The sequence below is a fragment of the Olivibacter sp. CPCC 100613 genome (assembly GCF_036959255.1).
In the GTDB taxonomy this organism is placed as follows: domain Bacteria; phylum Bacteroidota; class Bacteroidia; order Sphingobacteriales; family Sphingobacteriaceae; genus Olivibacter.
Map to the genome: position 1 here is coordinate 19,014 of NZ_JAWMTI010000009.1, position 25,411 is coordinate 44,424.

General features: G+C 40.4%; 22 protein-coding genes. 11 read left to right on the forward strand and 11 right to left on the reverse strand.

Going from position 1 to position 25,411, the window contains the following annotated elements:
• Window positions 1–16 precede the first annotated feature (16 nt).
• Window positions 17–373: a bleomycin resistance protein gene (locus RYH73_RS21665; RefSeq protein WP_335315578.1), complete on the forward strand. Its 357-nt coding sequence runs from the start codon at window positions 17–19 to the stop codon at window positions 371–373.
• 185 nt (window positions 374–558) lie between these two features.
• Here RYH73_RS21665 and RYH73_RS21670 read toward each other — a convergent pair whose 3' ends face one another.
• Together RYH73_RS21670 and RYH73_RS21675 are read right to left on the reverse strand one after the other, a co-directional pair.
• Window positions 559–1,761: a pyridoxal phosphate-dependent aminotransferase gene (locus RYH73_RS21670; protein ID WP_335315579.1), complete on the reverse strand. Its 1,203-nt coding sequence runs from the start codon at window positions 1,759–1,761 to the stop codon at window positions 559–561.
• Window positions 1,762–1,862: 101 nt separating this feature from the next.
• Window positions 1,863–2,243 carry a DUF1573 domain-containing protein gene (locus RYH73_RS21675; RefSeq protein WP_335315580.1) on the reverse strand — a complete coding sequence of 127 codons (381 nt, stop codon included), beginning with the start codon at window positions 2,241–2,243 and terminating at the stop codon, window positions 1,863–1,865.
• Window positions 2,244–2,707: 464 nt separating this feature from the next.
• Here RYH73_RS21675 and RYH73_RS21680 point away from each other — a divergent pair, with 464 nt between their 5' ends.
• Together RYH73_RS21680 and RYH73_RS21685 are read left to right on the forward strand one after the other, a co-directional pair.
• Window positions 2,708–5,125 carry an alpha-ketoacid dehydrogenase subunit alpha/beta gene (locus RYH73_RS21680; RefSeq protein ID WP_335315581.1) on the forward strand — a complete coding sequence of 806 codons (2,418 nt, stop codon included), beginning with the start codon at window positions 2,708–2,710 and terminating at the stop codon, window positions 5,123–5,125.
• A 637-nt stretch (window positions 5,126–5,762) separates the two neighbouring features.
• The gene (locus tag RYH73_RS21685; RefSeq protein WP_335315582.1) at window positions 5,763–6,500 is read left to right on the forward strand and encodes a DUF6733 family protein; all 738 of its coding nucleotides are present in this window, start codon (window positions 5,763–5,765) and stop codon (window positions 6,498–6,500) included.
• Window positions 6,501–6,573: 73 nt separating this feature from the next.
• Here the strand turns inward: RYH73_RS21685 and aroC are convergent, their stop codons facing one another.
• From aroC to RYH73_RS21715, 6 genes are all read right to left on the reverse strand, one after another.
• Window positions 6,574–7,674, reverse strand: coding sequence for a chorismate synthase (aroC, locus tag RYH73_RS21690; protein ID WP_335315583.1), 1,101 nt, complete (start codon window positions 7,672–7,674; stop codon window positions 6,574–6,576).
• Window positions 7,675–7,721: 47 nt separating this feature from the next.
• The gene (gene aroA, locus RYH73_RS21695) at window positions 7,722–8,969 is read right to left on the reverse strand and encodes a 3-phosphoshikimate 1-carboxyvinyltransferase (RefSeq protein WP_335315584.1); all 1,248 of its coding nucleotides are present in this window, start codon (window positions 8,967–8,969) and stop codon (window positions 7,722–7,724) included.
• Window positions 8,969–10,075, reverse strand: coding sequence for a chorismate mutase (locus RYH73_RS21700; protein WP_013666484.1), 1,107 nt, complete (start codon window positions 10,073–10,075; stop codon window positions 8,969–8,971). The genes aroA and RYH73_RS21700 overlap by 1 nt, the downstream gene beginning before the upstream one ends.
• A 39-nt stretch (window positions 10,076–10,114) precedes the next feature.
• Entirely contained in the window at window positions 10,115–10,942 is an 828-nt protein-coding gene (locus RYH73_RS21705; RefSeq protein ID WP_335315585.1) for a prephenate dehydratase, read from the reverse strand.
• 268 nt (window positions 10,943–11,210) lie between these two features.
• Complete coding sequence (locus RYH73_RS21710; protein WP_335315586.1) at window positions 11,211–12,569, reverse strand: ammonium transporter; 1,359 nt, start codon at window positions 12,567–12,569, stop codon at window positions 11,211–11,213.
• A gap of 36 nt (window positions 12,570–12,605) precedes the next feature.
• The gene (locus RYH73_RS21715) at window positions 12,606–13,667 is read right to left on the reverse strand and encodes a porin (RefSeq protein ID WP_335315587.1); all 1,062 of its coding nucleotides are present in this window, start codon (window positions 13,665–13,667) and stop codon (window positions 12,606–12,608) included.
• A 555-nt stretch (window positions 13,668–14,222) separates the two neighbouring features.
• Between RYH73_RS21715 and RYH73_RS21720 the strand changes: the two genes are divergently transcribed.
• From RYH73_RS21720 to RYH73_RS21730, 3 genes are all read left to right on the forward strand, one after another.
• The gene (locus tag RYH73_RS21720; RefSeq protein ID WP_335315588.1) at window positions 14,223–15,371 is read left to right on the forward strand and encodes a BamA/TamA family outer membrane protein; all 1,149 of its coding nucleotides are present in this window, start codon (window positions 14,223–14,225) and stop codon (window positions 15,369–15,371) included.
• A 70-nt stretch (window positions 15,372–15,441) separates the two neighbouring features.
• Window positions 15,442–15,738, forward strand: a complete 297-nt coding sequence (locus tag RYH73_RS21725) for a hypothetical protein (protein WP_335315589.1) — start codon at window positions 15,442–15,444, stop codon at window positions 15,736–15,738.
• Between the two features lie 267 nt (window positions 15,739–16,005).
• A complete protein-coding gene (locus RYH73_RS21730; protein ID WP_335315590.1) occupies window positions 16,006–16,767 on the forward strand; it encodes a rhomboid family intramembrane serine protease in 762 nt (253 codons plus the stop codon).
• A 42-nt stretch (window positions 16,768–16,809) separates the two neighbouring features.
• Here the strand turns inward: RYH73_RS21730 and RYH73_RS21735 are convergent, their stop codons facing one another.
• On the reverse strand, window positions 16,810–19,152 hold the full coding sequence (locus RYH73_RS21735; protein WP_335315591.1) for a hypothetical protein: 2,343 nt from the start codon (window positions 19,150–19,152) through the stop codon (window positions 16,810–16,812).
• 278 nt (window positions 19,153–19,430) lie between these two features.
• Between RYH73_RS21735 and RYH73_RS21740 the strand changes: the two genes are divergently transcribed.
• Together RYH73_RS21740 and RYH73_RS21745 are read left to right on the forward strand one after the other, a co-directional pair.
• Complete coding sequence (locus RYH73_RS21740) at window positions 19,431–20,117, forward strand: Crp/Fnr family transcriptional regulator (RefSeq protein WP_335315592.1); 687 nt, start codon at window positions 19,431–19,433, stop codon at window positions 20,115–20,117.
• A gap of 111 nt (window positions 20,118–20,228) precedes the next feature.
• Window positions 20,229–22,088: a chloride channel protein gene (locus RYH73_RS21745; protein ID WP_335315593.1), complete on the forward strand. Its 1,860-nt coding sequence runs from the start codon at window positions 20,229–20,231 to the stop codon at window positions 22,086–22,088.
• 36 nt (window positions 22,089–22,124) lie between these two features.
• Here the strand turns inward: RYH73_RS21745 and RYH73_RS21750 are convergent, their stop codons facing one another.
• Complete coding sequence (locus RYH73_RS21750; RefSeq protein ID WP_335315594.1) at window positions 22,125–22,604, reverse strand: nucleoside deaminase; 480 nt, start codon at window positions 22,602–22,604, stop codon at window positions 22,125–22,127.
• Between the two features lie 223 nt (window positions 22,605–22,827).
• Between RYH73_RS21750 and RYH73_RS21755 the strand changes: the two genes are divergently transcribed.
• Window positions 22,828–23,283 (forward strand): hypothetical protein, encoded by a 456-nt coding sequence (locus RYH73_RS21755; protein WP_335315595.1) that lies wholly within the window; start codon window positions 22,828–22,830, stop codon window positions 23,281–23,283.
• A gap of 82 nt (window positions 23,284–23,365) precedes the next feature.
• Here the strand turns inward: RYH73_RS21755 and RYH73_RS21760 are convergent, their stop codons facing one another.
• Entirely contained in the window at window positions 23,366–23,563 is a 198-nt protein-coding gene (locus RYH73_RS21760) for a hypothetical protein (protein WP_335315596.1), read from the reverse strand.
• A 280-nt stretch (window positions 23,564–23,843) separates the two neighbouring features.
• Between RYH73_RS21760 and bla the strand changes: the two genes are divergently transcribed.
• Window positions 23,844–24,578, forward strand: coding sequence for a subclass B1 metallo-beta-lactamase (gene bla, locus RYH73_RS21765; RefSeq protein WP_335315597.1), 735 nt, complete (start codon window positions 23,844–23,846; stop codon window positions 24,576–24,578).
• A 572-nt stretch (window positions 24,579–25,150) separates the two neighbouring features.
• Entirely contained in the window at window positions 25,151–25,390 is a 240-nt protein-coding gene (locus RYH73_RS21770; RefSeq protein WP_335315598.1) for a hypothetical protein, read from the forward strand.
• Window positions 25,391–25,411 lie beyond the last annotated feature (21 nt).

The following is a 25,411-nucleotide window of genomic DNA, read 5'->3' on the forward strand; positions in this document are numbered from 1 at the left end:
CTTTTATAAAAAAGATATGCTAACAACGATTAACCCAAAACTACCCATGCGGGATAAAACCGCGACTAGGGCTTTCTACATCAATAAATTGGGCTTCCGAGCGCTTGGGAATACAGATTATGATGGCTACTTGATGCTGGGAAAAGATGGTATCGAAATCCATTTTTTTGAATTTAAAAACCTTGATCCAAGTGAAAATTATGGGCAGGTCTATATCCGAACAGATAATATTGATGAGTTGTACCATTCGATGTTACTTGATGAGGTGGAGATACATCCCAACGGAGCCTTGCAGCTAAAAGCTTGGGGACAGAAAGAATTTTCATTGCTTGATCCGGACAATAACTTACTGACCTTCGGACAGTCCGTATAAAAAAACCACCTCGTACGAAGTGGTTTTTTCTTGGAACTCTATTATGTTATTTTGTCAAATCGATTCAAATATAAAGTCCGGATATTAAGAAGATATTATGTATAGGTTATTAATTGCTAGCCTATAAATCGATAAACTAAGCCCTTGACACGTGAAAAGCGGAGTAAAATAGATTAACACCCATATTAGCTGGTTGTACGTCCGGGATATTTTTCCAATCCTTTTTCGATACATTGCAGGGCACTCGCCAGATCTTCCAAACATAAAACATAGGCTAGCCTTACCTGTTGCTTGCCTAAGGATGTATTAGCGTAAAAACCTGTTGCAGGCGCCATCATAACTGTTTGGTTATGATAGTCAAATTCTTCCAGCATCCACTGACAAAATTTATCGGCATCATCTACGGGCAATTGAGTGACTACATAAAAAGCACCACCAGGCGTAGGACAGTAAACACCGGGGATTTTGTTCAGCCCTTTTACCAATAAATCGCGCCTTTTGGTATATTCGCTGATGACCTTATCAAAATAGCTTTGCGGTGTATCAATTGCGGCTTCACCCGCTATTTGAGCGACGGCGGGAGGGCTTAATCTCGCTTGGGCAAACTTTAAACCGGTTTCTAGAATTTCTTTGTTTTTAGTAATCAGGCAACCAAGTCGGGCACCGCAAGCACTGTATCGTTTAGATACGGTATCGAAAATGACAACGTGATTTTCTAAACCTTCCAAATACATAGGCGAAATGAATTTATTGCCATCATAACAGAACTCCCGATAAGCTTCGTCAGCAAAAAGATAAAGATCATATTTAAGGCAAAGCGCTTTCAGGGCTTCCATTTCTTCTCGCGAATATAGATAACCGGTAGGATTATTGGGATTGCAGATGATAACGGCCTTTGTTTTCGGGCCGATTAACTTTTCAAAAGCCTCGATATCAGGTAAGGCAAACCCATTATCGATATACGAAGGAATGGGTTTAACTTCTATTCCGGCCATGCAGGCGAATCCGTTATAGTTGGCATAAAAAGGTTCGGGAATAATAACTTCGTCTCCGGGGTCTAAGCAGGACTCCATGGCGATGGTGATGGCTTCTGACCCACCTGTGGTTACGAGAATATGATCAGCTGTAATGTTATAGCCAATTTTATTATAATAGGTACTTAGTTTTTCACGATAGCTGGCATTTCCTTGGGATGGTGTATAGGCCCAGACTTTGAAGTCAATGTTTTTAACGGCATTCAGCATCGTTTCAGGTGTCTCGATATCGGGTTGCCCGATGTTGAGATGAAAAACCTTCCTGCCGATTTTTTTGGCAGCGTCCGCATAGGGTGTTAACTTTCTGATAGGGGAAGCAGGCATGCGCTTTCCCTTATTTGATATTGTTGGCATAATATATTGTTGGCAATTTCGGTACAAACTTACTAAAGTAAATCAACAAAAAAAGCCGCTTATTTTTATTAAGCGGCTTCCTATTCGTTTTATTTAATGCTTTATTTTACTACTTCTCCTTTTATATAGAGGGATTTCAGCGGTGTCTTTGCATTTGAACGGATGGTAACCGACTTGCTAAAAGGTGCCGCCTGGGCCGCATTGAATGTTACGTTTATGGATCCCGTTTCTCCCGGTTTAACCGGTGCATTTGTATATTTAGGAACGGTACAGCCGCAAGAAGACTCAACTTTGGTAATGATCAAGGGTTCGGTTCCTACATTCGTAAACTTAAATTCATAGGAAACAGGTTTACCTTGTGGGATTTTACCGAAGTCGTACGTTTCTTTTTCAAACTTGAATTCAGCATTACCGTCTACTTTCCAAGCTGTAAAAGCTGTAAAAGCAACTAAAAGCGTAACAATGGTTAATAGTTTTTTCATTTGCATACATTTTTTAAGTGATGAAACGAGCGGTCATTTCTCGGAAGTCTCATCTTTTCGTTTTCCAGAATCTATTTCTTTCAAGCATCTTAGCATCTTCTCCGACGCTTTTTAACGCTGAAGAACTTCGAATCTTTTGTATAAAATTATAATAAAAATATCATATATGGCAATTATAATGCCAATAAAGTACGTAATATATTTGTTTCTGTTTGATAGTGAAGTGCTTTAGTTTTTATGGAAATGCACCTGTCGAATCATACGGTTTTTTGATAGTCGGTTAATAATGTTACTTTTACTTAAAAAAAAGCCAATTTCAAGTTATGATGTAAACTCTTATGGGAAGAACTGAAATTTTGTTTGTTCTTTATGGGCTATTGTAAAATAGCTTTAGGGTTTATTCGTGTAACGCAGAATTTTATATAATTTTTATTACTTTTGAATTTTAAGCATGATTTCTTGATATGTCTGATACCCACTTGAAATATACCGATCCGATTGATACCTCGAAACTTAGCTTTGAAGACTTCAAAGCTACCGTGTTAAACGATTACCGAATTATATGCGAGAGTAGGGAGGCGAGTTTGTTGGGACGTAAAGAAGTGTTAACGGGAAAGGCCAAATTCGGCATTTTCGGTGATGGAAAGGAAGTTGCCCAGGTTGCTATGGCCAAAGTATTCAGGAAAGGTGATTGGCGATCGGGCTATTATCGAGATCAAACCTTCGCTTTTGCGACCGGGATATCGAATGTTTACGAGTTTTTTTCGCAAATGTATGCGCATCCGGATATTGAGGCTGAACCGGCATCAGGTGGACGTATGATGAATGGCCACTTTGCGACGCGGGAGCTGAATGTAGATGGAAGCTGGGTTAATCAAATGCAACTTAAAAATTCTTCTGCCGACGTTTCCACCACAGGTGGACAAATTCCACGATTGCTTGGTTTGGCGCAAGCTTCAAAGGTATATAGAGAAAATAAAGAACTCGCTTATTTAACGCATTTCTCTAACAATGGGAATGAGGTGGCCTTTGGTACAATCGGTAATGCATCCACTTCGGAAGGTGTTTTCTTTGAGGCGTTCAACGCAGCAGGTGTATTACAAATTCCCTTGGCAATCTCTGTATGGGATGATGGTTACGGGATCTCAGTGCCTAATAAGTATCAGACGACAAAGGAAGATATATCAGAGGTTTTAAGCGGTTTTCAGCGGGATGAAAAAGGAGAAGGCTATGAGATTTTTAAAGTTCGTGGATGGGATTATCCGGGACTTTGTGAAACCTATGAACGTGCTATTCGTATATGTAGGGAAGAGCATGTGCCAGTGTTTATCCACGTAACAGAGATGACGCAGCCGCAGGGGCACTCCACCTCGGGTTCGCATGAACGCTATAAATCGAAGGAAAGGCTTGACTGGGAGACTGAATACGATTGTGTGGTGCAGATGCGGAAATGGATGCTGGAATCGGCCATTGCCGCAGAAGATCAACTGGCAAAAATTGAGCAACAAGCGAAAGAGTTCGTTAAGGAGGAACAGGTTCGAGCCTGGAAAGATTATATCGGTGCTTTTGCGGAAGAAAAGGCAAAAGCTATTGAATTGCTGAATGCGATCGACCATAAAACGGTAAAAACGTTAACAAATCGGCTGAATGCGATTAAGGAGCCGAATCTGAAACAGATTTATGGAACGATCAGAAAGGCATTGCGAGAACTGAGGGGGGTGGCGAGTCAGGAAAAAGAAGAGCTGATCGGTTGGTATGAAAAACAGCAAACGGTTAATTTCGAACGCTATAATTCAAAGCTATTTACAGATACTTTAGAGGCTCCCGATAACGTGGCTGTGGTGCCTGTTACCTATGATGAGGAAGCTAGAATGGTAGATGGCAGAGAAGTATTAAATGCCTGTTTTGCTGCCAATTTTAGTCGAGAACCCCGCTTATTGGCTTTTGGCGAAGATGTGGGGGCTATAGGGGATGTGAATCAGGGTTTTGCAGGATTACAGGCCCAATTTGGAGAGCATCGTATATTCGATACGGGTATTCGGGAGACCGCTATTATCGGACAAGGCCTGGGCATGGCTTTACGAGGACTGAAGCCGATCACGGAGATACAGTATGTTGATTATCTTCTATATGGATTGACGGTACTGAGTGATGATCTGGCTTCGCTGAGTTACCGTACAAAAGGAGGACAAAAGGCTCCTTTAATTATTCGAACAAGGGGCCATCGGCTAGAGGGTATCTGGCATTCGGGTTCTCCGATGTCGATGATTTTAGGTTGCCTGAGAGGATTGCATGTTTGTGTTCCCCGTAATATGACCCAAGCAGCAGGTATGTATAATACATTGTTGCGATCGGATGAACCGGCACTGGTGGTAGAGTGTTTGAATGGCTACCGTTTGAAAGAACGGATGCCTGCCAATGTGGGTGATTTTACGGTGCCGTTAGGGATTGCCGAGGTTGTAAGGGAGGGTAGTGACATTACCGTAGTTTCTTATGGATCTACCTTAAGATTGGTACAGGAAGCTGCAATTGAGCTGAAGGAAATGGGAATTTCGGTTGAAATTGTGGATCCGCAAACCCTACAACCTTTTGATAAGTTGCAGATCTGTGCGCAGTCACTCGCCAAAACTAATAAATTATTGGTAGTAGATGAGGATGTTCCGGGAGGAGCTTCTGCCTTTATACTACAGCAAGTATTAGAAGAGCAAAATGGATATTTCAATCTCGATTGTAAGCCCCGTACCCTGTCTGCAAAGGCGCACAGACCACCTTATGGTACAGATGGAGATTATTTTACAAAACCTTCTTCCGATGATATCATTGAAACGATTTACGCGATGATGAATGAATCGAACCCAGATAAATTTCCGCGTATTATATAGCGGAAAATTTTAAGATATTCTTGTGTAAGGATCTCATATAATGAGATCCTTTTTTTTTAATCCTACTTCAACCTATTTTATTTTTTTGAGTTTATATAAGGGGTTTTTTATTTATTATTCGTGTTTTTCCTTATATTTTTACGACTTTATATAGTTCATTATTTGTTTTTATTCAATAATATTTGTTTTATGGTTATTTTTTGATGGATTTGATTGTTTTTTTGAAGTGTTTTGTATTTTTTTACGCAATGTATATTGTTTTTTATATCATATTTTATGTTTTTATATTAAAATAGCATTAGAATTTAATATTTTATGTCTTATTTCTAAATATTTTGGTGTTTTTTTGATAAAAAAGTAAATATTGACTTGTTTTTGTGGTGTAAATGATTTTTATTTGTGCTGTTGTTTTAACTATTTGTTTTATGGTACACTTTTACTTCATCCAACTTATGATCTAATATTTTTGATTCGGTTTTATGAATTTCTGTTTCTTTATTCCAATGAATATAGATGGCTATGGTCGTTTTGATATTTTTTCTTTTCGGCAAATGGTCAGTAAAAAAAATTGCACCTATGTTTAACTGTAATTTTATTTTATTAATCTTTATTTTATTTATTCATTAAAATTAAATTTATGAGAAAAATGACCACATTATTTAAAAGCTTACTCGCTTTCTTCTGCCTGTCTGTCTTAACCTATTCAAACATTGTGAAAGCGCAAGTCGCCGATGATGATTTTACATTTACTATTGGATTGAATTCTGATCAGTTTTTTGGGTTTGCACCATCATTTTCAGGCGCCTATACCCTAAGCCCTACCACACAGCTTACATTTTACGGTATACATTGGTCCGGTGGAACCGGTGGTGCCTGGGGTAACTGGACGGAATTTGGTGTGGGTGCAAATTTTATGCTTGCGGATGGTTTCGGTGTGAATCCAAGTATTGGTATAACAGGAGGTAACTTATTGTCGAGCGGTGCAGAAGGGCCATCCATTTTTGGTGATGGAATTGTTCCAAACCTTATTCTGTCGCTAAACAAAGAGCATATTGAAGGGCAAGGGTATTTCGGTTATTACGCCCCCTTGAGGAACAAGGCACCGGAGGATGGGACGACACTATCTTATATCCACTATTGGGCAAATGTGGGCTATAAAGTGAGTGCTAAATTTTCTTTCGGCGCGCATTTTGAAGAATTGATTAATTCAGGTGGGTCAAATGTTGAAGAATCTACAAGTGCTTATAAGTGGTTGGGACCCTATATTCAACTTTCGTCACCGAAACACCGTGTTTTTGCACGTCTCACTGCCGGAACCGATTTGGTGAGTGGCAATGATTCTTTCTTTAAGGTTGGGACCGGTTTCAGTTTTTAATGGTTGCAACGTGTTAATGTAGCAAAACGAAGGGCTATCTTTTGAGATAACCCTTCGTCTTTTTGTATTGTTTTTACGAGCGACCCAGACTTAAATTGCGTAGATAATGATCAGTAATTACGAGCGCAGCCATCGCTTCTACAATAGCTACGGCCCGAGGTACGACGCAGGGGTCGTGCCGTCCTTTTCCTGAGATTTCCGTTTCTTCACCTTCTAAGTTAACGGTGCTTTGCGCGCGCATGATCGTAGCGACCGGTTTGAAAGCAACCCTGAAATTGATGTCCATCCCATTCGATATGCCGCCTTGGATGCCGCCTGAAAAGTTAGTTAACGTTTTTAACGAGTTAGCTTGTTTTGCCGGATTGATAAAGATATCATTGTGTTCTGAACCTCGCATAGTTGCACCGCTAAAACCAGACCCGTATTCGAAACCATGGACAGCGTTTATGCTTAACATGGCTTTGCCTAAATCTGCATGAAGCTTATCAAATACAGGCTCGCCCAGACCTACGGGAACCCCTTTTATGAGCGCACTCACGATGCCACCAACGGTGTCGCCATCCTTTCTGACAGCGTCAATAAATGCAATCATCTGATTGGCGGTAGCGGGATCTGCACAACGAACAATGTTCGCCTCGCGAATAGTTACCAATTCATTGATATCCAGATCACCTAAATTGGGTGCTTCAATTTTTCCAACAGCGGATACGTGAGCGAAAACATGGATGCCGAGTTCTTGAAGAAAAAGCTTGGCAACAGCCCCGGCTGCAACCCTCGCTGCAGTTTCCCTGGCCGAAGAACGTCCTCCTCCTCGATAATCGCGTATACCATATTTTGTTTGGTATGTATAATCGGCATGAGAGGGGCGGTATTTATCCTGAATATGAGAATAATCTTTTGATCGTTGATCTTCGTTGGGGATTAACATCGCTACAGGCGTGCCTGTTGTTTTTCCTTCAAAGACACCGGATAGAATTTTAACAGTATCGCTTTCCTTTCGTTGTGTGGTGATCTTGGATTGACCGGGCTTACGCTTATCAAGTTCAGCCTGTATGAAATCAAGATCGAGCTTTATATTGGGAGGACAGCCGTCTATGATTACACCGATGGCATCTCCGTGAGATTCTCCAAAAGTAGTAATACGAAAGCTTTGTCCGAATGAATTTCCTGCCATAGCTACTATATTATTAAGTACATTGTATATTCGAAGGGTAGTCCTTCTTAATCTAGCTCGAAACCTATACTTGCCAAATGTTCCCAGAAAGCAGGATACGATTTACCTACTACTGCCGGATCTTCAATCGCGAGTCCGTCAAACGCAAGTGCCAAAGGCGCAAATGCCATTGCCATGCGATGGTCCTCATATGTTTTTATGAAGGCGTTTTCCGGTTTCTTTTGACGAGCTGTTTTTAAATGATAAATCTGATTTTCTTCAAGCAATTCTACTTCGAATTTAGCTAATTCATTTTGAAGCGCTGCAATACGGTCGGTTTCCTTGATTTTCAGGGTTTCCAAACCTGTAAAACTTGCATCGTATTTCAATGCTGCGCAGCAGGCAATGACTGTTTGTGCTAGATCCGGACATTCTTTTAAATCAAAAAATCGCGTGCCTTCCGATATTGCCAATTTCTCAATGCGAACGCCTTGGTTTTCAAAAGTTGATTTAACACCAAAGTTTGCCATGATTTCGACAATGGCCCGATCTCCTTGTAAACTGTGATCTTTGAGACCCGGTAAAAACAAACGACTACCTATCGGCGCAAGTGCTACAACCGCATACCAATAGGAGGCGGCGCTCCAGTCGGGTTCTACATGTAAAACAGCCTCTTGTACCGTTTGCTTGTGGATTGTAATACTGTCTGCAGTCCACGTATGCGTAATTCCTATTTCCCTTAACATGTCCAAGGTCATGTTAACATAAGGTTTAGAGGTTAAGGCGCCAAGAATGTTTAAACGAAGCCCTTTTGGTAGAAATGGGGCAACCAGCAGCAGGGCAGATAAGTATTGGCTGCTGATATCGCCTTTGATGGATACTTCTTCTCCTTGTTGTGTAAAGTCGCCCTTTATTAAGAGGGGAGGGAAGCCGTCTTGTTCGGTGTAGTTTATCGCTGCGCCAATGCTTCGAAGAGCATCTACCAAGAGCCCTATAGGTCGCTGCTTCATTCGTTCAGATCCCGTTAATATGAAGGTGCCCGGAACGGTTGAAAGGTAAGCAGTAAGGAAGCGCATGGCTGTTCCGGCCGGTCCGATGTCGATCGTTCGAGTTTGCTGCGGCACATCTAGTGCATCCAAAACGGCTTTCAAGGTTACGGTATCATCCGCGTTTGATAAGTTCTGAATACGGACTTTGCCATTGCTGAGCGCGCTTAAGATAAGTGCTCGATTGCTTTCGCTTTTGGATCCTGTTAGTTGAACGGTGCCTTGTATGACACCGCCTGAATATGATACGCCAAGTGTTTCCGTGTTCATTAGGCCTCCACTGCTGGTTTGGCGTTCATGATTTGATTTTGTTTGCGAATCGACTCACCATGGATCAATTCTAATAATTTTACCGTAAAATCTTCTTCAAGATTTAAGGCTTTTGCAAATTTACTGCGTTTCTCGATGATTTCTTCCCAGCGGTTTACCTGTAGAATAGTTACTTTATTGTCGCGTTTGTATTCGCCGATTTTTTCGACAATTTTCATTCGGTCTGCTACTTTTTTAATGATTTGATCATCAATAGCGTCAATTTCTTTCCGTAGGGCAGCAAGTTTGTCTTCGAATACCGGATCGTTGGATTCTGCTTTTCGTAACGAAAGGTTGTTAATAAGATCTGCCAACGCTGCAGGAGTGACTTGTTGTTTAGCGTCGGTCCAAGCTACGGAAGGATCGATGTGCGACTCAATGATGAAGCCTTGCATGTCTAAATCTACCGCTTTTTGCGCGACATAAGGAATTAATTCTCTTGTGCCGCAAATGTGGCTCGGATCATTGATGATCGGAAGTTCAGGTGCTACGGTTTTTAACTGAATGGCCAAATCCCACATGGGTTCATTACGAAAAGCTGTTTTTTCATACGAAGAAAAGCCACGGTGGATGGCGCCCAGTTTCTTGATTCCCGCGCGATTAATGCGTTCCAAGGCGCCGATCCATAAGGATAAATCAGGATTAACAGGGTTCTTAACAAGTACAGGAACATCTACGCCTTGCAAAGCGTCGGCAATTTCCTGAACAGTGAAAGGATTAGCCGTTGAGCGGGCACCTACCCATAATATATCAACACCGGCTGCTAAGGCTTCCTCTACATGTTTGGCGGTAGCTACTTCAGTGGCGGTCAATAAGCCAGTTTCTTCTTTAGCACGTTTTAACCATTCCAAACCGATGCTTCCGATGCCTTCAAATTCTCCTGGACGAGTACGGGGCTTCCAGATGCCCGCGCGTAACACCGAGATCTTACCCGTCGCTGCCAGCAAATGAGCTGTAGCAACTACTTGTTCTTCCGTTTCTGCACTGCATGGTCCTGCAATTACTAATGGTTCTTTGCCGGTTGCTAACCATGAGCTTAAGGGCAAGATGTCTAAATTTAGTTTCATTGTTCTATTGTTTTTATATTATATGCTTGTTAATTTGTTTTATACTTTGTCGTTTTTTATATATTCCCCAAGGATATTGAAATTAATGGTGTGCTTAAGTGTTTTACGGATAGCTGCATCGTAATTACCCTGTTTTTTCCACTCTATATCTACATAGAAGTCGTATTCATTACGTTTTCCTAATACGGGCATCGACTGGATTTTACTCATGTTGATTTGTTCTTCCGCAAAAAAGGTAAGTACCCGGGCCAACGAACCAATGCTATTATCCGTTTGAAAGAGTAGCGTCGCCTTATTCGCCTTTGGATTTTCCGTTTTTTCTTTTGAGAGGATCAGGAAACGTGTATAGTTCTTTTTGTTGGTTTCTATTCGTCTGTCGATGATTTCCAACCCATATAATTTGGCGGCCAATTGATTGGCTACTGCCGCTGTGTCGGTCAATTTATTTTCGGCGATTTTTTTTGCGCAAGAGGCTGTGTCGGTACCTTCAGTGACTTTAAACTGTGCGTGCTCCTCTAAATAGTCAGCACACTGCCGTAAGGCAATAGGGTGTGATTCTACTTTCTTGATCTGCGATAGTTTAACGCCGGGAAGGGCCAGTAGATTCAGTTGAATACTTAAATACACTTCACCTACGATTGGAAAATGATAATCGTGGAGTAAGGTGTAGTTAGGGAGTAGACTTCCTGCGATGGAATTTTCGATAGCCATAACTACATAGTCGGCTTCATTTTTTTTCAAGGCATCACAGGTGTGCTTGAACGTTTCACATTCCACCGTTTGGATATCTTGTCCGAAATATTTGAAAGCTGCTTCTTCATGAAAAGAGGCACGGGTTCCCTGAATTGCTACTCTAATTTTGCTCATTTTGAATTTCAAAAAAAAAGTCCCGGTTACTCACCGGGACTTTTTTATACATTTTATTTTCTTTATACATGCATATTAATCCCGGCCCTTACTACTAAAGTAAAAGTAACCAAAGAACCAATATGCAGCTGTGTATTTCATTTTTCCTTTTTGATATCGCAAATATATGCAAGAATTATTATGAAACAAGAAAAAAAATAAAAAAATGTAAATATACTTTCAAGAAGCGGGTTGTCCTGTTCGGACTTCCTGCTTCAAGTGTGTTCCTTTATGCGCCCGGCGATGAAATTAGTGTGCCTTGCGTATAGTTTTCGTTGTGTTGTGATAAATCTAATCCTTGCTCTTCTTCTTCGGAAGTGACGCGGAGTGGTTGGATCAAATTAACTAATTTAAAAATAACGAAGGATACAGCGAAGCTAAACGCTACCACGATGAGCATTGCTTTTAATTGCGTGAAAAAGAACTCGGGGTTTCCATAGAAAAGACCGTCGTTACCTATTGGATTCACTTTTTTGCTAGCAAAAACACCGGTTAATAACATGCCGACCATACCACCGACACCATGGCAGGGGAATACGTCTAAGGTATCGTCCAAAGCAGATCTTGATTTCCATTGCACAACAAGGTTGGAAATGATTGCTGCTACAACGCCGATAAATATACTTTGAGGTATAGCTACAAAACCCGCAGCAGGTGTGATTGCTACCAAACCAACAACGGCTCCGATACAGAAGCCTAAAACCGATGGCTTTTTACCTTTAATTACATCAAAAAACATCCAGGACAAGCCGGCTGCTGCGGCAGCAGTATTTGTTGTGCCGAATGCAGACACCGCTAAATCGTTTGCGGCCAGTGCCGAACCGGCATTAAAACCAAACCAGCCAAACCATAGTAGTCCGGTGCCTATTAAAACATAGGGGATATTTGCAGGTGGCACTTCTTGGTGTTCGAGGTGTGACTTCCTGCGTTTTAATACCAGGGCTCCGGCTAAGGCAGCGCAACCTGCAGATATGTGTACTACGGTTCCACCTGCGAAGTCAAGCACACCCATTTTAGCCAAAAAGCCTTCGGGGTGCCAACTCCAGTGAGCTAACGGTGCATAAACTAATAGGCAGAACAATACAATGAACAGAATGTAGGAAGTAAATCGAATTCTTTCCGCAACAGCACCCACCACCAATCCAGGTGTTATGATGGCGAACATCAGCTGGAAAAGCGCAAATAAAGAAAGAGGGATCGTGGGTCCACCTCCCCAAGGTTCACCCGAAATTACGTTATTAAAAAAAAGGAATGTTTTCGGATCACCTATAAGGCCGCCGATCGAGTCGCCAAAGCAAAGGCTAAATCCGACAATAACCCAGATAACGCTCACGATTCCTGCTGCAACTACACTTTTGATCATGGTAGAGATCACGTTTTTTCGATGTACCATGCCGCCGTAGAAAAAAGCCAAACCCGGAGTCATCAGGAAAACCAGCGCTGCTGCCGTTATTACCCATGCAATGTCAGCTCCACTGTAAACGCCTTCACCATTAAATGCTGTGACGGGCTGAATAAAAATTGAGGCAATAGCCACTACAATCAGGACCAAAAATGGCGTTGATTGTTTGATTGAGTTTGTTTCCATAATTGTACTTAAAGTTGATTCTATTTGTGTTTTTAGTTAAAATGCATATACTGCTGCAATCAGAAACTGCGAGGCAGTTTTGGTGGAATTCAGGTTCTTTTTGAAAAATATTTCGTCCGAACCTGAATCGAGCCGCAGCTCGGGTATGATTGTTAAAGGACCTGCTTTTACATTTCCACTGAGAGTAACCGCGGTTATGGAAGTGCCTTCTGCTTTTATACCATCAGTTGTTATGTCCTTATTTTTGAAATATTCACCCCGCGCACCCAAAGCGAAAGCGTCAGAAAAGGCATATTGCGCATATAAAGCACCGCCATGATAACCGCCTTCCTCATCAGAAATCTTATAGTTTGCACCATTCAATCCAAGTTTGAAAGCGTCGGTGATTTGATAAGAGGTAGTTAGATCGAAGATGGTACCTGTACCTCCTGCATCAGGTGCAGAATGACCGTTAAGGAAATTAAGGTAGGCATCCCAACCTTCTACAGGTGAAACGTGGAGTTGGGCACCGACATGAGACACACCATTGAAATCCTGATATTGATTCCAGTCGTTAAAAAGACCAACCATTAAACTTACCTTGTCGGAAAATGAGTACGTGCCCTTTATTCCCGCATTTTGAAAAGGACCCGTGGAGAAAAGATAGGAAGTAGAATAGTTAAAGTTACCCGTAGGTGAGATGATTTCATATCCTATAAAGGTTCCCATAAAACCGGCAGTCATTGAAAATTTGTCAGTAAAATCATAGCTCACATAGAGGTTCTGCAAATGAAATGAGTCTCCTTCCTTACCGGGAACGATGGATTGACCTTGTCCGCGAGGGCCAAATGAAATTTCTCCAACAAATGAGGCTTTGTCGACTTTTTTGCTGATCGCTAAGTCTAACATACCAAGAGATATGGAATTTTGTTCGTTTGCGAAGCTGGTGGGAATGTTTGAATATCCATCTTCTGTTCTGTATCCTGAAAAATCATATTTATAATACATGTCAGCTGAACCGGTGATAACTAATGGATTTTTTTCATCCTCTTGTGCGTTTACGCCCAGGGCAAGGGCGCAGAACATAAATGTTGAAGAAATTTTGGTAATAGATTTCATTTTTGATTTGGTTTACGATGTTTGGATAATTTGGATCTAAATTTTTGAGTATTTTCTTTTTTACTTCATATTATGGTTTTTTTAAATTGTTTATAATAGGATTCTAATCTTATTTGCGTTGACTTCGGCTTTGTTTGGTGATTTTTAGGTTATTTTATTTGTATACATGTGTTGTTTTTTTTAACAAATCTATAATAGAATATCTATTTTGCAAAGAAAAAGTTATTTTTTTTACCATTATTTTGATAATACCCATTTTTATTGACTTTGTGGCGTGTTTTTTTTAAATACATATTTTGATATTGCTGTATTTTAATGTTGTTTTAATGGTTTTTTTAGAATGTTTTTTAATTTTTATAAATTTTTACGTGTTATATCTCTTTTTTTCGTGTTTAAAATGACTGATTTTGTGTCTTTTTTGAGTTTTAATTTTTAATGTTTACGAAATCAGCTAATGAAGCTTCTTTTATTTTTCTATTTGATGAGTTATAATCTCATTTTAATGTTTCCAATGTATTCTTGTGTCTTAATTGCATATACTGCAATAGCGCTGCTATGGAAAAATCTTTCAAGTTTGTTGGCTTTCTGCTGCTGGTTGGGTGCTTACTTTTTAATGGACATGTACGGGCGCAACGTTTAAAAGACGGATGGCTGGGACGCCAGGTGTATCGTATTTTTAATGATACAGCTTCCGCTGCTGCAAAAAGTTTTACAGTTTATCCTACTTTTGGATATGCGCCGGAAACGGGCATTGAGCTGGGAGCCTCGGCACTTCAATTATTTCGTGCAAAGAATGATACATTGAACAGATTGAGCGAATTGCAAGCCTTCGCTTTCTTTACTTTCAAGGCGCAATATGGTCTGTGGTTGGATAATGCCGTATACGGGGATAAGGACAGGTGGTTCTTTCTTGGAAGAACGCGTATCCAACGCTTCCCGTTATTTTATTATGGTATCGGACCTCATACGGAAAATGCCAATCATGCTGTGGTTGACGCTTTCAGTATCGCTTTTAAACAACGTATTTTAAGAAAAATCAGCAAAGATTTTTTTGTAGGTCCCGAGATTGATTTTCAACAACTTACAGGTGTGTCTTTCAATCGGCCATCCACGAGTGGACCGACGCTTCCATTAGGGGCGAATGGCTCATTGAATTTAGGGTTGGGTGCTGCTTTAGTTTATGATAATAGACATAATGTATTGAATGTAAGAAAAGGGTTCTTTGGGGAACTCTCTTTTTTGAACTACAGCCCTTCTTTGGCGAGTGACTATCGATTCAGCAGTATTAATTTGGATATACGATCTTTTCATGCGTTGAATAAACGCAATACGTTTTCGTGGCAGTTTTTTGGCAATTTTGTTCAAGGGGATCCGCCGTTCAATCAGTTGGCCCTTATGGGAGGAGATATGTTGATGCGCGGTTACTATCAAGGTCGGTATAGAGACAAAAATATGCTGGCTTCGCAAGTGGAATTTAGAATGTTACCCTTCGCGTTCAGCAAAAGAGTCGGAGGGGTGTTGTTTGGATCGGTAGCAACCGTTGGCCCCACCATCGATCAGCTTCATTTTTCTAATCTAAAATGGTCGGGTGGTTTTGGACTTCGCTACCTGCTTTTTCCAAATAAAGATATTTATATCCGCTTGGATATCGGTTTCACACAGGAAGGCGCCGGCTTTTACATCTTCAACGGGGAGGCCTTTTAATAAAAAAATACACAAGCTAAACAAAATGAATTTCCGATGTGTTTTCTTTTTACACCCAATAATAAACTGTATGGAGCAAATAAGGATTCCGCGAGAAATGATTGTTAGCTTCGACTATGAAGCGAAGGATGTACCATCATCGGTAAGGGAACTGCGTCCAGTAATTTTCCAAGATGGTAATGATTTTTGTTGCGTGCTAGGGCCTGACATGAGAAATGGTATTTTTGCATGTGGTTTGTCCCCACAAGAGGCGCTAAAGAATTGGCAGCGAAATTTGGTTGAACGGATAAAAAACCATGCTGAAGATGATGAGGTGGCAATTTATGTTGTTGACACCTTGAAAGCGTCCAACAGGAAAGTTTGGTAAATTCTTTATAAACTGGCGATTATTCGTTTTTTACAGCAATGATTGGATCCGAGGCAGGTACTGCACGCTGTTAAGTAATTTTCGTTATGTATTAGTTCAGGATTTGGCGCTTATTGTCATTGGTTTGCTATGCAGCGATGGTATGTATAGATCTGGTTAGCAAGTTATATAGTTGTTGAAAATAAACAATTATAAAAACAACCAATTTTTTCTTTGATTTGCGTGTGTCTTTTGGAAAGGTTTCAAACGGCTTTAAAAACGAAAAAAATGCTTCTTCCCATTGGAGATGATAACCGGGATCGGAAGACGATCCCCTTTGTAAATTACTTGCTTATAGCCATTAATATATTGGTGTTTGTTTTCTTGCAAGGTGTTGGTAACAATATTTATTTCACGTTTGCTTATGCGACAATTCCTGCGGAAATTCTAACAGGCAGTGATATTGTTACCGAGAGTCAATTAATTACTGATCCATATACGGGAGACGTTTTTGAATTGCCTGGGTTGCAGCATACGCCCATACCCGTCTTTCTGACATTGATAAGCTCCATGTTTATGCATGGTGGTTGGGCTCACCTGGGAGGTAATATGTTATACCTTGGTATATTCGGTGATAACCTGGAAGACCGAATGGGGCATGTCAACTACTTATTTTTCTATTTGTTGACCGGCGTGTTGGCAGGGCTAAGCCATGTGTTGAGCACGTTCATTTTGGGACAAGATTTACTGATCCCCAGTTTAGGTGCATCGGGTGCAATTTCTGCGGTATTGGCAGGCTATATGGTTTTGTTTCCGAGAAGAAGTGTTTATATATGGATTTTATTCGTCGTTATCACTGTGCCGGCCTTCTTAGTCGTCGGGCTATGGTTTCTTTTTCAAGTATCAAATGGCCTTGGAGCCTTGGGTGGGCAACAGGCGGGCGGTGTTGCTTATGCCGCACATATAGGCGGTTTTCTATTTGGCCTGTTTTTGACGAAGCGCTTTGTCAAAACTGTTAGGAAAGCAAATCGCAGAAAACGCCGATATTGATAGGTAGATTTTACAAGTACGGCTCCCTTGAAAGGAGGGAGATTAAAGTTTCATGAAACTGACATCATCTAAAATAACTACGCCGGACGGTGATTGATCAAATACAAAAGATAATGAACGCAAATTGTTTAGATCGAAAGTAGGGTGATCCTTTTGCAGTTTATCCAAATCGAAATAAAAAAAATCAGGTATCGCTTCTGAATCTTCGTTCGCATTTAAAAAGGCGAATTTTGTTAGTTTTTTCTGTATTTGTGCTTGTAGGGGGGTACAGCTACTAAGTAGGAAATGTACTTTGTTCCCCTTTTTATCAATTAATTCAATCGTGAAATCAATTGGATTCGTTTCCTCATCGATCTGTTTACGTTTTTTATCATTGGCGCTCGCCTTCTTTTCCTTCTTTTTTTCTTGGTTGCTCTTTTTTCCCTTTTCAATATGAAGAGAACTTTCATTACTAGTTGCGAGATTGAAAACAAGTGCTTTTCCCTGTAACAGAAAACGGGCGCTATCGGCAAAATCAAATGTGTATTTCCCTATTAACGCTTTGTCCTTTTCCCAGTTCCAACCGATATAGACCGCACGGGAGAGATGATCTCGCCACATAAGGTTATTTTGTGCTTCTTTCCAGACACTCAGATTATTCGAATGAATGCGAACACCAGATGCGGTGGCTGTCTCTAGGTTCAAATCTTCTTCATATCGTGCAATAAAAGTCGATTCGCTTGATTCGTATTGATTAAAATAAATTTGGTCGGGAAGCCAATTGCGACCATAACGGTAATCGACGAATAAAGGCTTATAGTCGGTTATGTTCTTTAGATGGATGTCTAGAAAGGCACTGATATAAACCTTGGCTATTTGTTCCTGATCCTTTGCCGACATCAGATTCGTCATGTTGAACTGGTTGATGAAAGGGCTGCTAGCATCATATTTTCCCCAACTCGTATTAAATTGCCCGTGATTGGCATGATGAACATACAAACCTGCTTTAAAGCCTTGATAAGAAGGGCTATACTGAATACGTTTATAGGTGCTTAAGCCGCCATAGGACTGCATGTCCATGTCATGCGTCCCCTGGATGACAAAATAATTAACATCGTGTAAGGTTGCTAAAATGGAAGCAGGTTTGTATTGTCCGTCAACAGGCGCGATGGCTATGTAGGCTTTAATGGGGAAATTAAAATCAAACTTTTCATTTGCGTTGTCGGGAAAGCTCGGTAGTGTGTTGAATAAAGCTGCGTGAGACATAGCTTCACCACCTCGCGAATGGCCTATAAGTGCAATATTATTCATATCGACCCGCTGATAAAACGGATTTGACGGATCTTCGCTCCATTTCTTCCAAAGCTCCAGATGTTTTAACATCAACCATCCGCGGGTACCGTTTTCCCCCTCTAAGCCTCCACGTGGCATATCGGTAAAACTTCCGTTCAAAAAATTTTCATCAACGGACGCAACAATGTATCCTCTGCTTGCCAATAGCTCTCCTAGATAATCGTAACCACCTTCGGACCAGTCTTGTGCTAAATGATTTCCATGAACAATTAAAACAAGTGGTGCGGGAGCCTGTAGGTTGTTGGGATACCATACTATGGCGTTCAATGGAAGTGCTGTCTCATTGAAACCAAAATACCATGTCCGTAATTTGCCGGAGACCCCTGTCCAAGATTTCAATAGAAAGGAAGCATCAACGGCTGGGGTTTTTAGTGTAACATCGCTGCCGTATATTGCACGGTGTTTATCTTTACCCGAACCATAGCTTAAAACGGATACCTTCCACTTTCCTTTTTGGGCAGGATTGGGCGCCTCAAGGGGAGGGGGAAGTTTTGCTAGGGTTTTGTAGTTTTTGGTGGGTTTAACCGGGATTCCTGCGTATAGAAACAGAAATAGACCTGAAGCCAAACCAATGAAGCCCAAGCAAAAGGCAATAATGGGTAGTAGTCTCTTTTTGGGATATTGACTTTCGTTGGCTTGTCGCCAATAAGATAATGCGCCGAAAATTAAGGAAGAGAAAATGACAATCGAACCGATCACAATCCAATTATAGGGCCAACTCAGTCGATCGAAAAATAAAATAAAAAAAATAACAAAGGCGATCGACTGGCGAAAATAGCGCGGTGTTTTTCCAGCAAGGCTTATGATAAAACTGATAACCGCGGCAACTAAATAGGCAACTATCGTATAACATAGCAAAGTGAACAGATAATAGCCAAATCCAACGGCCGTGAGGAAGCCATCGGCCGTATTGAAGCTGAAAAAAAGAAAGGAAAGGAGAAAAATTCCGATTCCACAAGCCTTTAAAGTTCGATTGCTTGGTGTGATGAACACAATTGCCTTCTTGAACCAATTGCGCATCCCTTTCCACCAGATGTTATGACCTTGCTGCATGTTTTGTAGTTTAAGTCATCAGTTAGTAAGTGATTTTACAAACTGCATGATAAAGATAAAATGCTTTTCCACTATAAAACTGTATAAAATTAGCCTAATATGTGCTTTTATAAATTTTGTTTTATTTTGGTTATTTAAATAGTAGACAAGAAAAGTGCTCTTTTGTTACGCGCTGTTACGTATATGTATTCGGTTCTAGTCGGATAATACTGTACGCCGATTAATGCTTAGATCTTATTATTCTTTATTTATAGGTTCATTCCCTTTACATTTGTAGGATGGATTCGATCAAACGGTTATGCGGGGAACCGACTTGTTTTTTATGCAATCAGGTTAGTAACGAGGTGTTTAAAGCGATTAGTGCTAAAGGTACGCAAGGCCAGATTGCCAAAGGGCAAATACTTTTTAAAGAAGGGGATAAAACCGATACCATTTACTTTATTACCCGGGGATGCGTTAAAACACATATGAGATGGAGTGGTGATCGAGAGTTTATTCTTCATTTTAATAAAGCGGGTGAAGTTCTGGGATATCGTGGAATGGGGGGAGATCTAAAATATCCTATTTCAGCAACCGCACTTCAAAAAAGCCATATTTGTTCACTTAGTTTAGATTCTTTTGATCGGTTATTAGATGTAGATCCGGCTTTTGCCAGAAAATTTTTAAACTTTCACATCAATGAGTTACGCGGAGCGGAAAAGAGAATGCGTGATTTGGCGCTGATGGAAGTAAAAGGTAGGGTAGCGAATACCATTATTACCTTGCAGGAACATTTCGGCTGCGATGCGCTGGGTTTTATCGCAATCGAGCCTAAAAGACAAGATTTGGCTTATTATGCAGGAACGGTTTATGAGACTTTTTTCAGAATGCTCAAGCAATTGGAGGAAGAAAGTGCGGTGGAGTTGAAAGGGAAGAAGATCAGAATTTTAAATAAAGATCAGTTACTTCTCTATTGCACCAGCTAATTATTGTCGGTTTGGCCTGAGGAGGTTGCGGGTAGGGGTAATTCGTAAAAAAATTGACTGAAATATTTTAAAAATATGATATAAGTCATATTTTTGCAGCAAATTTATATCATGTCAATAAAGAAATCCGGAATCCCTATTTCCGTATCGTTATCATCGACCCTGGAGTCGGAAGCCATTTATCCACAGCAGGTAAAAAACAAGAAAAGATTACTTATGATATCTTGTTATGCTATTGCAGTGGGGGCAGCTATCAGCTTGATTGCTCGTTTTCTAGTCTATTTGATCAATCTAATAACAAATTTGTCTTTTTATCAAAGTTTATCGATTCATGAGGTGTCTCCTGCTCATAACCGATTGGGGTGGATTGTCGTTGCTATACCAGCACTGGGCGGTATTATTGTTGGTTTAATGGCTAAGTATGGATCGAAGGCGATTCGTGGACACGGTATTCCCGAAGCGATGGAACAAATTCTGACAAATGAAAGTAAGATACGTCCAACCATTACTTATTTAAAGCCCATCTCATCTGCAATTGCTATTGGGACCGGTGGGCCTTTTGGTGCTGAAGGGCCTATTATAGCCACTGGTGGCGCCCTAGGTTCTACCTTGGGGCAGTTACTACGCATTACGCATACGGAAAGAAAGATTTTACTTTCAGCTGGAGCGGTAGCTGGTATGACAGCCATATTCGGGACGCCCGTGGCTGCCATATTCCTGGCTATTGAATTACTTCTCTTCGAATTTACACCCCGTTCCATTATTCCCGTAGCCCTAGCTTGCATAACCGGTGCGGCCGGTCACCACCTGCTTTTCAGTGCTGTTCCTGTATTTTTTAGCGATGCTCATATTGGGGTGGTTTCGAATATGTCCATATTCTTTTATAGTTTAATGGGCCTGTTGATTGGCTTTCTAGCTATTTTAGTTACTAAATCAGTTTATGCCGTTGAAGATTTATTTGAAAAGCTGCCGGTACATTGGGTGTGGTGGCCGGCAATTGGTGGAATTGCTGTCGGCTTGATCGGATATTTCTTTCCTCGTACGCTGGGGGTGGGTTATGAAAATATCACCGATTTGCTCTCGGGTAAAATGCCCTTATATTTTGTACTTACACTTTGTGTTTTTAAATACCTCTCTTGGGTTTTGGCCTTAGGTAGTGGCACTTCAGGTGGAACATTGGCTCCTTTGTTGACCATAGGAGCGGCCCTAGGTGTGCTGATTGCCACCGCTTTTCAACAGCTTATGCCCGATTTGGAAATCAGCTTAGCTTTAGCTGCTTTGATTGGGATGTCGGCGATGTTTGCAGGTGCGTCAAGGGCGCTGCTTACTTCCATTTTATTTGCACTGGAAACGACGGGACATTTTAATGCCCTGATTCCTCTGCTTGCAGCCTGTGTTGCTTCTTACATGATATCATATTTATTCATGCGTAACACCATCATGACCGAAAAAATCAGTCGCCGTGGAATTCTTACCCCCGATGAATATGAACCTAATTTGCTGGAGATGATCAATGTCGGACAAATCATGCAACAGGTAGATGTGACGGTTGTAGATACGATAAGTATTGCAGAAGTGCAAGATTGGATAGGTCAATCTGTCAATAAACCCGATCATTTGATCATTGTCAATGAAGAACAGCAGTACGCTGGCCTTATTGCCACTAAAGAAATTTACACGTTTACAGGAGATAATACCAAGCAAGTGGGCAGTTTAATTGAAAATTCCGTTAGACCCTTATATACAGATAATAGCTTACGGATCGCGCTTAATGTTATGTTAGCAGAAAATAAACATTGTCTCCCCGTTATCGATAAAAAGAGGGAAATATCGGGAATTATTACCTACGATAGGTTGCTCAATTCTTTTCAGGAAATATCGGCTAGAAGTGAGCGGCGAACAATTAATATTTCGCTCCGAAGAAGGGGGCTTAAGTTTATCTCCAATCGTAAAAGGTCAAATCGGGTTTAACGGGTTGTTTCTGTTTGTTTTATATAGAAAAAACGTTCAATATAGGTCTTTTTTTTCCTTTTGATTCCATAAACTAAAGGGTTCAAACGCTTCTTCAAGTTGTTGGCATTCAAAGGGAATCTTTCTTTCCTTTCCGGTTAATGTTATTTCCTTGTAGATCAGTGCATCGTCAAAACCTGCTTCGGCTGCCGTATCGCGTGTTGCTGCATAGATAACACGTGATGGTCTTGCCCAATAGATCGCACCTAGGCACATGGGACAGGGTTCGCAGGATGTATAAAGCGTGCAATCATTAAGCTGGTATTCGCCCAGCTTTTTACAAGCATCTCTTATGGCTACGATTTCTGCGTGCGCAGTGGGATCCATCATGGATGTTACTGAATTGTAGCCTTTACCCACTACCTCGCCATTTTTAACAATGACGCAGCCAAAAGGACCGCCTTTATCCTGGGCAACCCCCGTTAACGCCAGATAGATCGCCTTTTTTAGAAATGAGATGTCTTCTTGTGTAATCATGCGCGTAGCTTTGCTAGCTAATCTACGGTTTTTTCCCTTCTATTAGGGCTAATATCATCAAAAAATCGTATTGAAAATAGAATAAATGAGTATCGGCAAATTTACCCGAGAAGGTTTTTACTATATCGGCTTTTTCCTCTAAAACAGGGATCGATTTAACACCCGGTTATCTTTAGGTATTATTTCCGATAGTCATAATAGATTAAATAACTATATTTAGCTTATGAAACTATACTGGCCAATTATACCACTTTTTGTAGGCGCTTTTTCCTGCACGGAATCTACTCATTCTTCTGTATCGCTACCTGTGCAAGGGACGTGGCGATTGATATCGGCTACCGTTGTTACAAAAGGAGACAGTGTTACTACCGATTATACGAAAGGAACCGGTATGATAAAAATCATCAATGAATCTCATTTTGCCTTTTTAAGACATGATGAAAACACACCCAAAGATTCATCGAATCATTTCGATGCAGGTGGTGGTAGGTACACCATTGAAGGTAATACATATACTGAGCATTTAGATTTTTATGCAAACAAGAACTGGGAAGGAAACACGTTTCATTTTACGATTTCAGTGAACAATGATACACTCGTGCAAAAGGGGAAGGAAAAGGTAGAAAGTGAAAATGTTGATCGCGAAATTATTGAAAAATACGTACGTGTGAGCCCCTGACTTCGCTGTTTTTTGATCAGCATGATTAGGTCGTAATGTATCTGTATCCGGTTTCCACCGAAACAAAGGCGCTGAAGTGATCTCACGAAGGCTTTGTAAGTGATTTACGTTTTAGTTTGTTGATTAATGAAAGGGATAAATTGGTCTCCTTTGCAATTTCGGCGTCTGAATAACCGTCTTTTTTCATGCCCCTTGCAATTGCCATTAAGGTTTTAAGGAAAGTACGGGCAGGGTGTACACTGTCGTTGATTTTAACAGATCCTATTGTTGAGTTTACCATAACAAAATCTATTTGGTACCAAGCCAAATATAGGCTTTTGCTGGAAGAAATCTAAAAGGGGTTCTTCTATTTGTGTTTTTTTTGCGAAAAAATGTATATGTATGTGAAAGCCACTGGACTAAGTGTAATAAAAGGCTGATTTGGGCCGCTAAATATATTTAATGACTTATACAATAAGAAGATCAGGCATAATAAGCTATCTTTGCTGTTAAAAAGACCTCTTTTATGTGAATTTTATCAGAAGGGGATGAGACTGTTTTACTTAATTTATAAAAACTGCATGAAACACTATTTTTTTTATGGGTTGGCCTTTTTTTTACTTAGTAGTTGTAAACCAAATGTACAAGCGGACAAAAATTATGTGTCTGAAAATCTTGTTATTAAGAAGGTGAAAGACAATGTCTATGAACATACCAGTTATTTGCTGACAAATGACTTCGGAAAAGTGCCTTGTAATGGTATGATTGTTTTCGATGCGGGAGAGGCGGTTGTTTTTGATACGCCCGCAGATGATTCAACGGCTACCGTTCTAATTAACTGGATCAAGGATAGGCTGAAGTGCAAAGTAGTGGCCGTTATTCCTACTCATTTTCATGCAGATTGCTTAGGAGGGCTACAAGCCTTTCATACGAATCAGACGCCGTCTTATGCGGCTAATAAAACGATTGATTTTGCGAAAACAAAGAAGCTGATAATCCCCCAACACGGTTTTGATAAAAAACTGGAACTACATGTCGGAAACAGGGAAGTGATTGCTGAATTTAATGGAGAAGGACATACGAAGGATAATATAATAGGATATTTTCCGGATCAAAAGGTGATGTTCGGTGGTTGTTTGATCAAAGAAGTGAATGCAACCAAAGGAAATTTGGAAGATGCGAATGTAAATGACTGGTCTGAAACAGTTAGAAAAGTTAAACAAAAATATCCCGAAACGGAACTGATCATTCCCGGACATGGTGAATCAGGAGGACAAGAATTGTTTGACTATACAATTCAGCTATTCAAACCATGATCGTTTTTTTATGAAAGTGGAAAAAGGAAGTTTTACATCAATTAAAACTTGGTTTTACTTCTATATTTAGTATATATTGCTAATATTTTTAGTTTTTATAGATTCGGATATTCAATTAAAAAGGGATATCCGCTCTTTAAGAGGTTCAAGCCGGTGCTAAACGATGCTGCTTTTTGTACCGGACTTGAACCTATTTTAAATAGAAAAGCCCGATTTTTGGGGATATCGGACTTTTCATTTTTTTATCAACCTAAACCTATGTAAATAGTCACAAAGTTTATGCCAAAGATATCGATAGCGGGGGCTCTAATTGTGACGGAATAAACAAGCCAATTAACGTTTAATTCTTCCGGATTAGGCGATTAGAATAGGAAACATTTTATGCTATTTTTAGGACATGCTAAAAGCCTTGCCAAAATTCTCGATTCTTGATTGATCTAGCTTAAATACCCTCTTACCCTCCTGTTAAACTCGGTATTCATTAAAAACAACCAAATATCGCCTTATAGGACATGTTTTTGCTTTACCTATAAGGGTGTTTGACTTCAATTGTTTGTTTGAAGAAGTTTAATATGGAGTTACGTAAATTCAATTGGGATGCTTTAAAAGAATGGAAAGATACCGGGTATAAACACGTGAATTTAACGCAATCGCAAAACGTCGGTTTAACGGACGATTCCGAGAAGCCCTTTATCTTATTGGAGCCTTATTTGGATGACGATAAGGCATACAAATATGGAAGCGTGGTAGCTATTACTTCTGTAGAAATCGAACAAATTATCATGGATGGTTCCGGAAAATATTATAAATAGATGTTTAATATTAAATAAAAC

What these genes read in the sequence shown, in the direction of transcription:
- RYH73_RS21730 (WP_335315590.1), top strand. Translation starts at nt 16,006, where the DNA reads ATGCTTCTTCCCATTGGAGATGATAACCGGGATCGGAAGACGATCCCC.
- RYH73_RS21665 (WP_335315578.1), top strand. Translation starts at nt 17, where the DNA reads ATGCTAACAACGATTAACCCAAAACTACCCATGCGGGATAAAACCGCG.
- RYH73_RS21735 (WP_335315591.1), bottom strand. Translation starts at nt 19,152, where the DNA reads ATGCAGCAAGGTCATAACATCTGGTGGAAAGGGATGCGCAATTGGTTC.
- RYH73_RS21685 (WP_335315582.1), top strand. Translation starts at nt 5,763, where the DNA reads ATGAGAAAAATGACCACATTATTTAAAAGCTTACTCGCTTTCTTCTGC.
- RYH73_RS21745 (WP_335315593.1), top strand. Translation starts at nt 20,229, where the DNA reads ATGTCAATAAAGAAATCCGGAATCCCTATTTCCGTATCGTTATCATCG.
- RYH73_RS21675 (WP_335315580.1), bottom strand. Translation starts at nt 2,243, where the DNA reads ATGAAAAAACTATTAACCATTGTTACGCTTTTAGTTGCTTTTACAGCT.
- RYH73_RS21755 (WP_335315595.1), top strand. Translation starts at nt 22,828, where the DNA reads ATGAAACTATACTGGCCAATTATACCACTTTTTGTAGGCGCTTTTTCC.
- RYH73_RS21700 (WP_013666484.1), bottom strand. Translation starts at nt 10,075, where the DNA reads ATGAAACTAAATTTAGACATCTTGCCCTTAAGCTCATGGTTAGCAACC.
- RYH73_RS21750 (WP_335315594.1), bottom strand. Translation starts at nt 22,604, where the DNA reads ATGATTACACAAGAAGACATCTCATTTCTAAAAAAGGCGATCTATCTG.
- RYH73_RS21680 (WP_335315581.1), top strand. Translation starts at nt 2,708, where the DNA reads ATGTCTGATACCCACTTGAAATATACCGATCCGATTGATACCTCGAAA.
- RYH73_RS21760 (WP_335315596.1), bottom strand. Translation starts at nt 23,563, where the DNA reads ATGGTAAACTCAACAATAGGATCTGTTAAAATCAACGACAGTGTACAC.
- RYH73_RS21705 (WP_335315585.1), bottom strand. Translation starts at nt 10,942, where the DNA reads ATGAGCAAAATTAGAGTAGCAATTCAGGGAACCCGTGCCTCTTTTCAT.
- RYH73_RS21710 (WP_335315586.1), bottom strand. Translation starts at nt 12,569, where the DNA reads ATGGAAACAAACTCAATCAAACAATCAACGCCATTTTTGGTCCTGATT.
- RYH73_RS21770 (WP_335315598.1), top strand. Translation starts at nt 25,151, where the DNA reads ATGGAGTTACGTAAATTCAATTGGGATGCTTTAAAAGAATGGAAAGAT.
- bla (WP_335315597.1), top strand. Translation starts at nt 23,844, where the DNA reads ATGAAACACTATTTTTTTTATGGGTTGGCCTTTTTTTTACTTAGTAGT.
- RYH73_RS21715 (WP_335315587.1), bottom strand. Translation starts at nt 13,667, where the DNA reads ATGAAATCTATTACCAAAATTTCTTCAACATTTATGTTCTGCGCCCTT.
- RYH73_RS21720 (WP_335315588.1), top strand. Translation starts at nt 14,223, where the DNA reads ATGGAAAAATCTTTCAAGTTTGTTGGCTTTCTGCTGCTGGTTGGGTGC.
- RYH73_RS21670 (WP_335315579.1), bottom strand. Translation starts at nt 1,761, where the DNA reads ATGCCAACAATATCAAATAAGGGAAAGCGCATGCCTGCTTCCCCTATC.
- aroC (WP_335315583.1), bottom strand. Translation starts at nt 7,674, where the DNA reads ATGGCAGGAAATTCATTCGGACAAAGCTTTCGTATTACTACTTTTGGA.
- aroA (WP_335315584.1), bottom strand. Translation starts at nt 8,969, where the DNA reads ATGAACACGGAAACACTTGGCGTATCATATTCAGGCGGTGTCATACAA.
- RYH73_RS21740 (WP_335315592.1), top strand. Translation starts at nt 19,431, where the DNA reads ATGGATTCGATCAAACGGTTATGCGGGGAACCGACTTGTTTTTTATGC.
- RYH73_RS21725 (WP_335315589.1), top strand. Translation starts at nt 15,442, where the DNA reads ATGGAGCAAATAAGGATTCCGCGAGAAATGATTGTTAGCTTCGACTAT.